General features: G+C 71.0%; 8 protein-coding genes and 2 pseudogenes. 2 read left to right on the top strand and 8 right to left on the bottom strand.

The window, feature by feature from the left end; translation table 11 throughout:
• Positions 1-95: 95 nt before the first annotated feature.
• Positions 96-575, bottom strand: coding sequence for a hypothetical protein (locus IEZ31_RS52865; protein WP_190257761.1), 480 nt, complete (start codon positions 573-575; stop codon positions 96-98).
• Positions 576-948: 373 nt separating this feature from the next.
• Between IEZ31_RS52865 and IEZ31_RS52860 the strand changes: the two genes are divergently transcribed.
• Positions 949-2,454, top strand: a complete 1,506-nt coding sequence (locus IEZ31_RS52860) for a chitosanase (RefSeq protein WP_190257760.1) — start codon at positions 949-951, stop codon at positions 2,452-2,454.
• A 158-nt stretch (positions 2,455-2,612) separates the two neighbouring features.
• Here the strand turns inward: IEZ31_RS52860 and IEZ31_RS52855 are convergent, their stop codons facing one another.
• The gene (locus IEZ31_RS52855) at positions 2,613-3,833 is read right to left on the bottom strand and encodes a serine hydrolase domain-containing protein (protein WP_190257759.1); all 1,221 of its coding nucleotides are present in this window, start codon (positions 3,831-3,833) and stop codon (positions 2,613-2,615) included.
• Between the two features lie 227 nt (positions 3,834-4,060).
• Positions 4,061-4,252, bottom strand: a pseudogene (locus IEZ31_RS59940) (STAS domain-containing protein); the annotation flags it as partial.
• Between IEZ31_RS59940 and IEZ31_RS60345 the strand changes: the two are divergent.
• Positions 4,174-4,371: pseudogene (locus IEZ31_RS60345) on the top strand (hypothetical protein); the annotation flags it as partial. The pseudogenes IEZ31_RS59940 and IEZ31_RS60345 sit on opposite strands and share 79 nt — an antisense overlap.
• A gap of 35 nt (positions 4,372-4,406) precedes the next feature.
• Here IEZ31_RS60345 and IEZ31_RS52845 read toward each other — a convergent pair.
• The 5 genes from IEZ31_RS52845 to IEZ31_RS57915 all read right to left on the bottom strand — a co-directional run bounded on the left by IEZ31_RS52845 (position 4,407) and on the right by IEZ31_RS57915 (position 9,180).
• Entirely contained in the window at positions 4,407-4,886 is a 480-nt protein-coding gene (locus IEZ31_RS52845; RefSeq protein ID WP_229837193.1) for a hypothetical protein, read from the bottom strand.
• The gene (locus tag IEZ31_RS52840) at positions 4,883-6,121 is read right to left on the bottom strand and encodes a molybdopterin-dependent oxidoreductase (RefSeq protein WP_229837191.1); all 1,239 of its coding nucleotides are present in this window, start codon (positions 6,119-6,121) and stop codon (positions 4,883-4,885) included. Before IEZ31_RS52840 ends, IEZ31_RS52845 begins: the two co-directional genes overlap by 4 nt.
• 270 nt (positions 6,122-6,391) lie before the next feature.
• Entirely contained in the window at positions 6,392-7,834 is a 1,443-nt protein-coding gene (locus tag IEZ31_RS52835; RefSeq protein ID WP_190257757.1) for an MptA/MptB family glycosyltransferase, read from the bottom strand.
• Positions 7,835-7,861: 27 nt separating this feature from the next.
• Positions 7,862-8,530, bottom strand: a complete 669-nt coding sequence (locus IEZ31_RS57920) for a TIGR04282 family arsenosugar biosynthesis glycosyltransferase (RefSeq protein WP_229837189.1) — start codon at positions 8,528-8,530, stop codon at positions 7,862-7,864.
• Positions 8,527-9,180, bottom strand: coding sequence for a glycosyltransferase family 2 protein (locus IEZ31_RS57915; protein WP_229837188.1), 654 nt, complete (start codon positions 9,178-9,180; stop codon positions 8,527-8,529). The genes IEZ31_RS57920 and IEZ31_RS57915 overlap by 4 nt, the downstream gene beginning before the upstream one ends.
• Positions 9,181-9,192 lie beyond the last annotated feature (12 nt).

Here is a 9,192-nt window from a genome sequence, read left to right as displayed (position 1 = left end):
CACCGACGGCTACACCGTCGACTTCCGCTGACCCCCGCGGCCCGGGGCGCCCCAGGGCGCCCCGGGCCGCCTCAACATGCTTGGCTTCATTCCGGCTAGGTGGACCGCTTTCGTAGCAGGCGGATTGCGTAGGCAAGCGCCCAGAGCAGCAATGCCACGACAACTGGCCCGCCAAGTGTCACCACAACGGCGGCGCCGATGTTGGCCCCGATCACGCCGGCGGTCACTACCCGCCATCCCGAACCGACGATGAGGCCGACTGCCAGCAGCGGGACGAGCACTCTCCACCAGCGTGGGTCGACGTTGCGTCTGCGCGTGGCCAGCACCAGCAACGCCAATGCGATGACGGTCAGGACCGTCGATGCTATCCCGGCAGCACGTTCCGCACGAGGTCCGATCGCGAAGGGCATGAGGACGTGGTCGGGGTTCGCGCTGGCCGGAACCGTTGACTGATCTCCGACCAGCCACCAGGTCGCCACCGCAACGGCGACTACCAACCCGACCGCGGCCGGCACGGCCCACCACAACGTCTTCAGGCCGTAGCCCGGGCGACTCGAATCTCCTCGCGTCGTCATGTGCCCAGCCTGCCAGAGCCACTTCGACAAACATGAGTACGCGTACTCATCTAGCCGCTGAGCACGTGCTCGCCCGCGCAATCTGACCTCTGGACGGACCGCTGCAATCTCATCGCCGGGCCGAGCCGCAGCGTCTCCGGCACCGCGGTCCACGACCTTCGAACCGGGTCCGCACGCGGCGAAACCGCTGGTCCCGGCTGTGGTCGGGGTCGTGGAGGACGCCCCGATGAATCGCTCCCACGCGCGAACCTACGATCTGACATCATCGTGTCGGAGCCGGACCGGCCGTCGCACTCCGCCGAGCGGCGGCCGAGGGTCCGGGAGCGTTTCCAGCGTGCGCTGAGGCGGCAGCGACTCGAGGCGAGGAGGTCGGATGGCGCAGGACCAGCCGGCGGCACGACGTCGTCGTCCATTCCGCCTCTTCCTCCTGCCGGTCGTGCTGGCGATCGTGGTGGCCTTGACGTTCTTCGCGGTGAGCAGGCTCGATGGTCGACTCACGATCACCGCCCAACAACGCGCGGTAATCGAAGAGCTTCGTAGCGTGCTGATGCATGACACACTCGTTCCGCAGTTCGGCCGGGTGGTCAACCAGTTCGACGCCCGCGGATATGTGTTGGGCACAGGGGACTTCTCGACGGCCGGCGGTGAGGCCCTCGAGGTGATACAGACCTACACCGCGAGGGTCGGTCCCAACACGCTGTCCCGAGCCTATTTGACCACGCTGACGACGTTGCGGAACGAGAACAGCCCGGCGGTCGACGCGCTGGCCGGACTGCCCGACGCATGGCGCCTCGCCAGCCGGGACCCCAGGTTCCGGCAGGCCCAGGACGATGTCCTGGAGAACCTGTATTACACGCCGGCCATGAAGATCGCCACCGAACTCGGCCTGACCACGGCACTGGGCGTCGCGGTCATCTACGATACGATCCTGCAGCACGGCAACAGGTCGAACCCCGATTCCCTCCCCTCGATCCGGTATCGGGCCAGCAGGCGTGCCGGCGGCGAGCCCCGCGACGTGTCCGAGCATGCATGGCTCAAGGCGTTCCTTGCGGAGCGGGAAGCAACCCTGACCGATCCGGCTGACGAGCGCTACCGCAATACCTGGCCGTACAATCTGGGCCGCCCTCGCGCGTTGGAGAAGCTGATCGACGACGGTCACGACGACCTCTCGCCGCCGATCACCGTCCGGCCGTACGACACCGTGCACGTCCTCGACGGGCAGGCTGCGGCGCCGGAGTCCATCGACGACGGCGGACCACCCGGCACTGGCACACCCCTGGCGGCCGGGCCTCCCTCGGAGGCCGGACCTCCGCCCAATCCGACCTCCCTGCCGCCGGGTGGTCAGCGGTCGCCCATCGGGTCGGCACCGCGGTCACCGGCGAGCAACCCCAAGCCGCCGGCCACCTCGAACCCGCCGGCCGTCGAGACGACCGTGGCCCCGCGCGACGGGCTGGTGGTCCGGATCACCGCCGCGAGCGGCAAATGGGCGGGCGTGGTCGCCGGCTCCGACGCCGACGGTGCGAAAGTCGTTCTCAGCGGCAACGCTGGACCGGCCCAACTGTGGCGCCTCGTCGCGGCAGAATCGGGCTGCTTCCAGCTCGTCAACGTGAAGTCCGGCAAGGCACTCGACAACCCGGACGGAACGTGGACGAACGGCGCCCAGATGCAGCAGTGGGAGTACTTCTGGGGCAACTACAACCAGACCTGGTGCTTCACGTCGGTTGGTCGTGGACGCTACTCCATATCGAACCTGGCCAACTACTACCTGCTCGACGCCCGCGACGGCGGCGCAGCCGACGGCACCGCCGTGCAGCAGTGGGGCGCCGATCCCGCCGCCCCGAACTCCAACCAGACCTGGCGCCTCATCGGGCCGGCTTGATATCGCCGCCACCGGACCGCCGGGTCCTGGCATGACGATGCGGGAGCGGCGCTCCGCCGTCGCACCCGTACGGCGCCCTCGGCGGATTCCTCCTCCTCACCGCCTACGGCGCCGGCCTCCTGGCAATCGCGCTGGCGGTGCGGCGGGGTTGAGCTTCGTCAGCCGGCGACGGCCTCGCGTTCCTGGTCAATGATCGCGGGGAAGTCGACGACGTCGTAGTTCGCGAGGATGACCCCGATCCATTCGGTGTCGAGATAGATCGACCAGTTGGTGTTGCCGCCGGCGATGCCGCCGCCGTGGCTGACGATCCGCTGGTCGTTGAAGGATCCGGCGATCGGCCCGTACGCCTGGAACGATTCGCCGCGCCGCGGGTCTGCCGGCCCGCCGCCAGCCAGCGGCGGGCTGCTGACCTTGCCGCCCAGGTACAGCTCCCGGTACGGCCGCTTGAGCAGCGTGTCGCCCTGTAACGCCAACGCGAAGCGCACCAGGTCGGGCGCGGTCGAGAAGCCGCCGCCCCCACCCGACCCGACGTAGCCCCGAGCTGCGTTGCTGCCGAACCCACCGTTGATCGTCGCCCCTGCTGACAGGTTCCGCACGCCGTCCACCCGCGAGCCGTCCTGCTGATAGATGTACGGGTGGGCGATGCGCGGGTCGGTCAACCATTGCGGCCGGGTGTAGTAGGCCGAATCGGTCATGCCGGCCGGCGCGAAGATGTGCTCCCGCACGTACTCCTGGAAGGGCCGCCCGGACACCGTCGCGACGATCTCGCCGAGGATCTCGTACCCCTCGCTGCTGTACGCCTTGTCGGTGCCCGGCGCGAATCGCAGCGTCAGCTCGCGGGTGCGTCGCTGGATGGTCTCGGTCCACTCCTCGACGCTGTAGTAGATCCGCTCCACGTCGGTTCCCATGTAGCTGGTCAGCCCGCCGGTGTGGGTCAGCAGGTGGTGGATCGAGACCTTGCTTGCGACCTCGGCGGGAAAGCCGCTCAGGTGGGTGCCGACCTTGTCGTAGAACCTCAGCTTGCCCCGCTCGGCGAGCTGGACGATGGCGAGGGCGGTGAACGGCTTGGCGGCCGAAGCCAGGTTGTAGATGGTGTCGATCCGGTTGGGGATCGCGCGCTGCTTGTCGGCCATCCCGTACGCGCGGGCCAGCACCGTGCGGCCGCGGCGGGCCACCAGCATGGCGCCGGAGAACCGGTCCTGACCGGCCAGGTGCGCCAGGTACCGGTCGTAGGCGCCGCCGTGGCGAACGGCCGCCGGGATCCCGCCGTCCGTCGACCCACCGGCCATCGCGGCTCCTGCCGTGGCGAAGATGCCGCCCGCCGCGAGCGGAACGGTGCCGAGCGCGCCGAGCGCGGTCCGACGCGAAAACGCAGTCATGTACCTCTCCCGTGGTCCGTTGTGGGCGTTGAGGCGATCAAAGCCGGACGGCCGTTTCCCCAGCGTTATCAGACTGCGGCGGTGACCTCGCCGACCGCAGCCGCGCGCCGCTACGACGCAGCTCGGAGCACACTCCGCAAGACCATTCGCAACGCAGCCCGAACGGCTCGCACCCCAGGAGGTGATCGACGCGGCGATCGAACGGTGGGGACACCTCGACGTCCTGGTCAACAACGCCTCGTTTCGGCGATCTGGCCGCGGGCAGCGAGCAGGACGGCGAGGCCAGCGCTGGAGCAGTGCATGACGCCCGTCAGGTCCAGTTCCAGCGCCGCCGGGTAGCCGGTGGCCGGCGCTCGCAGGGTGTCTCGCAGGATGGGCGCGTTGTTGTTGTCGATCTCACCGGCGATGGCGACGTGCCTCGCCGATCTGGGGCCGCGCCGTGGACATCTTCGAGACGCTGCTGATCCTCGGCATCATCCGGCTCGCGTTGTGGGTCAGCGGCCTGTACGACCGGATCCGCACGATCCGGGAGGGCTGAGCGCGCTCAGGTCCGGCGGCGCCGGGGTGAGCCTTTCATACGCGGGATTCGCCGTCGGCCGGGCGGGTCCGGCGTACTGACAGGGCGAAGGCGAGGGCTGCCCCGCCGTACAGCACGGCGGTGATCGCTAACCAGCGGCCGAGGTAGACGTCCTGCGATAGCGCGGTGGCGGCTTCGAAGCCGGGCACCATCCTGAAGATCAGCGGGAACCACACCAGCAGCAGTAGGCCGGACAGCACTGTCGGTACGCGCAGGTAGTTGATCGAGCGGACCGTGCGCAGATCGGCGGCGCGGCGGTGCAGCACCGACCGGGCCGATCGGTCGGCGAGTGCGTACAGCGGGAACAGGATCAGGTCGTGCGCGATCGCCGCGCCGACCAGCCACACGGCCACGCCGACAGGCTGGACCGCGAACAGTCGCACGGCCGCATAGCCGGCCACCGCGAACGCGGCGATGAGGGCGAGCAGGTGCAACGGGTTCGCGCCGTACCAGCGGATGAAGCGGGCCATGGTCACGCCCGGAAGGTGAGTGCGCCCACCCACTTGGTGTTGTTCACACCCGGGTTGGCCGGCACGATCACACGAGCGGGATAGCCGTGGTCGAGCGAGAGTTCCGCGCCGTTGACCCGCAGGGCGAGCAGCGAGCGTGGGTCGCGGATCTGGTTGTCGCGCAGGGCGGCGGAGCGGAAGGACCCGGTCCGCTGCACGGAGTCCACGAGGACGTTCGCCGCGGCGGGCAGGCCGGCGAGGTCGGCGAGGTCGGCTAGGCGCACCCCGCTCCAGTGCTGGTCCTCGGTGGACCACCCTTCGACGCAGGCGATCGGCAGCGCGGCGGCGTGCTGCGGCAGCTGGAGCAGCTGCTCCCGGGTCAGGGTGAGCTCACGGTCGCCACCCCGCACGATCAGCCGCCACGCATCGCCGACATCGGTCGCCGTGATGCCGACGGACGAGGCCGTCTTGTTGATCTGAAAGCCGTCGGGTCCGCTGCCGGGGTTGCGGTTGCGGGGGGCCAGCAGCGCCGTGTACCGCGCCCAGCCGCCGAGGCTCTGCCCGACCGTCAGCACGAGTAACAGCAGGGAGCCGGCGCCGACCAGCCCCACCGCGCCGCGCCGCGAGATCGTCGGCGCGGCCGGTGCGGGTGACACGAGGCCGTCCGGGTCGGCGGGCTCGGGCCGGGTGTGCGCCAGGTCGGTGCGGAGTTCGTCGCGGAGTCGGCGCGAGCGCAGGGCCCGCGTCATCGTGCCGATTTTCAGGGCGACGTGGGCGGCGAACGCGGCGATGAAGACCCAGGCGCCGTAGAAGTGCAGGCTGTAGAAGGAGCCGGGGAAGACGTAGAACAGCTGGATGTTGAGCAGGCCGGTAACGAACTCGAAGATCGCCCCGCCGACCAGCAGCAGCAGCGACAGCCGCTCCAGGGCCTGTGCGGGGCTGCGCACGGGTGGCCAGTCGAACAGCTTCGGGATGACCGACCAGAGCTTGGCCAGCAGTACCGGAATGAGCACAACGCCGAGCGTGACGTGCAGGCCTTGGGTGAGCCGGTACAGCCAGGCCGGGTGCGTCGGCCAGTCGAACAGGTAGAAGCCCAGCAGCCCTTTGTCCGGGGTAGTGTCGTTGCCCAGGTCCGGGTTGTAGGCGGCGTAGGACAACAGGCCCGTCACGAACACCACTGTGACCCCGGCCAGCAGCACCAGGCCGAACACCGACGTCAGCCAGGGACCGCGGATCGGGCTGCGCCAGAATTCGCGACGCAACGGTCCCGGCGGCCCAGCCGGCCGGCGGCCCGGTGACGCCGAGCCCGGACTCGCCTGATCGTCCGCCACTGCACCGTTGCCCCTCGTACACGTGCCATCCAGACCCTGCCAGCTACCCGCCGGTCCACGTGGCAAACCTGAACCTGGACCCGGCAGAGGACCGACGCTGTTGCATTCACCGACGCTGTTGTCGCCGCGATGGTCACCTTCTTGCATCCACAGCTCATGGGAATCATCTGAGCTCATGGTGCTGGAGTGCCGGCGTGGTGCTCACGTATCGACGCCGGGTGTCTTCGGTGTAGGCGCTGTCCTCGACCTGCGTCGGTGGAGCGCGGCGGCGAGCACGACGGCGAGCGCGGCGCAATAGCCGATCCGCTGCGCGGATGCTGTGGTGAGGTGCAGGTTGGGGGCGTACTGGGCGAGGTATGCGGCCGCCGCGACGGCCAGCCATTCGGTCCGGTCGCCGAAGGCGACGAGCAGGACGAGCAGGAGTGCGTACCAGGGGTAGCTGGGCGCAGCGACGAGCAGTGCCGTGCCGGTCATGGTTGTGGCGGCCAGCCACGGCCGGTCCGGATCGGCGGTGCGGACCGAACACAGCGCCATCACGGCGAGAATCGCGACCGCGACCGGCCCGGCCCAGGTCGTCGGCATGAACAGAGTCAGCAGGGGGAACCGGGCGCCGCTGGCGTAGCCCTCTTCGGCGAGGTACCCGGGAACGTAGCCGATCACCCGGGTGCCGACGGCGAGCAGGTGGGGCAGGTAGACCGCAACGACCGCGGCGGCGGTGGCCGTGGCGACGAGGACCGGGCGTCGGCGCAGCACGGCGGGGGCGATCAGCAGCGGGGTGAGCTTGGTGGCGACGGCGAGCCCGAGCAGAGCACCGCCGACGATGCTGGCGCGGCGGGTGGCCCCGAGGGCGAGGACGAGCAGGGACAGGCCGGTGAGGAACGCGGCGACGACGTCGACGTGGGCGTTGTTGCCCGCTTCCAGCGCGACCGTGGGACACCACGCCCACAACACCGCCAGCCGGGGGTCGGCTCTCGTCGCCCGCAGCCCGATCAGCAGCAGGATCGTGGTGGCCAGCGCGAACCCGGCCATCACCAGCTGCAGTGGCACCTGCCGGCTGCGCGGCGGTGACACGACGTGCACGGCCGCGAAGAGCGCCTGCGCGGCCGGCGGGTAGATGGTGTGTACGGTCGGCCGATTGATCACCGTGCAGCCCGGCGCGAGCGGGCGGCCCTTGTCCGGGTCGACGGCGTCAGCCGGGACGCACCAGTTCGCATGCCGAGGCCACAGGAAGTCGTTGCGCAGGCCGGTCAGCTCGGGTGCGGCCGGGACGTAGCGGTAGGGGTCGATGCCTGCGGCCTGTACCCGGCCGTCCCAGATGTAGCGGTACATGTCGTCGCTGCTGCGGGGCGGCGTGCTTGCGGCCGCCAACGGCAGTACGGCGCCGCCGAGCAGGATGAGCACCGTGGCCGTGCGCACCGGGAGCCGGCGCACCAGCCACCCGCCGGCGGCGAAGACCAGCCAGGCGGCGCCGACGAACGCCACGGCCCGGGTCGGGCCGGTGAGGCGCGGCGCGACCGCATCGGGCTGGGCTACCAGCACGGCGAGGGCCGCCCCGGTCGCGAGGGCGCCGGCGACGGCGAGGCCGTGTCCGATTGGTCGGCGCCACCGCGGGTCCGGGTTCGGCGGCGCGTTGTCGATGGCCATACCAGGTGGGCCGGGCGGCTGGGGCGGTCACCGAGGGCCGGGCCCGGTCGGCGGCGCAGCCGGATCCGGGGTTGGCAGGTGCGCGCGTACGGCCGCGGCGAAGCGGCTGTCAGGGCACTGCGCGGCGACGGCGTGGGCGTCGGCGACCGTGTCGACGTCGCGGAGCGCGGGCAGGAGGGTGACCGTGAGGCCCCGTCCGGCCAGCGCGGCGAGGGTGCGCCGGCCGGTGTCGGGGGTGGACATCGGTACGCCGCTCAGCACGGCGGCGTGCGCCGGGTCGGGCAGTCCCAGGGTCCACCAGCCGCCGTCGTTGGCGGGTCCGAGCACGGCGTCGGCGCCGTCGTGGAGCGTCTGCACGGCGGTTGCCAGCAGCGCGGGGGTCAGCTGTGGGGTGTCCATGCCGAGCAGGAGTGTGGCGGTATCGGGTAGGGCGGTGTCGGCGTAGGCGTGGACCAGCCGGTGGGCGAGGCCGGTGCCGCGTTGGGGCACGGTATGCCAACCGGCCGGCGCAGGGTAACACCCGCTGAGCACGATGGTACGGCGGATCGCGGGAGCGGTGTCGAGGACGTCGATGGTGTCGGCCAGTGCGGCCGCGGCGATCGCGGCCGCCTGCCGGCCGGTGGCGGGCGGGCAAAGCCGGGTCTTGACCTGCCCGGGGACCGGTGCCTTGGCGAACAGCAGGAGCTGGACGTTCACTCGGCCAGGACCTTGGCCATGTCGTGGATGGCCTGTGCGGTGCCCCGAACGGTACCGGTCACCTTGGATCGGGTTCCGGCCGCACGGGGGGCGTAGGCGACATCGGTCTCGTGGATGCGCCAGCCGGCCCGAGCCGCCGCGACCACCATCTCGAGAGGGTAGCCCGAGCGTCGGTCGCGCAGGCTCAGGGCGAGCAGGTCGGCGCGGCGGGCGGCGCGCATCGGGCCGAGGTCGTGCAGCGCAACGCCGATCCCGCGGCGAAGCCGCCGGGCGAGCAGGGCGTTGGCGAGCCGGGCGTACACCGGCCAGGCCCGGCGGGTTGTCGGGCGGCGCCGGCCGAGTACCAGGTCGGCGGTGCCGGCGCGGACGGGGTCGGCCACCCGGGAGAGCTGTTGCGGGTCGAACGAACCGTCGGCGTCGCAGAAGCACACGATGTCGGCAGTGGCGGCCAGCAGCCCGGCGTGCGCGGCCGCGCCGAACCCGCGTTGCGGCACGTGCACGACAGTCGCGCCGTGGGCGGCGGCGACCTCGGGTGAGCCGTCGGTGGAACCGTTGTCGGCGACGATCGGCCGGTATCCGGCGGGCATCCGCGACAGCAGCCACGGCAGCGCGGGCGCCTCGTTGAGACAGGGCAGCACCACATCCGTCACGATCGGACGGTA

The sequence above is a fragment of the Dactylosporangium sucinum genome (genome assembly GCF_014647515.1).
GTDB classification, from domain to species: domain Bacteria; phylum Actinomycetota; class Actinomycetes; order Mycobacteriales; family Micromonosporaceae; genus Dactylosporangium; species Dactylosporangium sucinum.
This window is presented reverse-complemented; position numbering and strand designations above follow the sequence as displayed.

What these genes read in the sequence shown, in the direction of transcription:
- IEZ31_RS52865 (WP_190257761.1), bottom strand. Translation starts at nt 575, where the DNA reads ATGACGACGCGAGGAGATTCGAGTCGCCCGGGCTACGGCCTGAAGACG.
- IEZ31_RS52860 (WP_190257760.1), top strand. Translation starts at nt 949, where the DNA reads ATGGCGCAGGACCAGCCGGCGGCACGACGTCGTCGTCCATTCCGCCTC.
- IEZ31_RS52855 (WP_190257759.1), bottom strand. Translation starts at nt 3,833, where the DNA reads ATGACTGCGTTTTCGCGTCGGACCGCGCTCGGCGCGCTCGGCACCGTT.
- IEZ31_RS52835 (WP_190257757.1), bottom strand. Translation starts at nt 7,834, where the DNA reads ATGGCCATCGACAACGCGCCGCCGAACCCGGACCCGCGGTGGCGCCGA.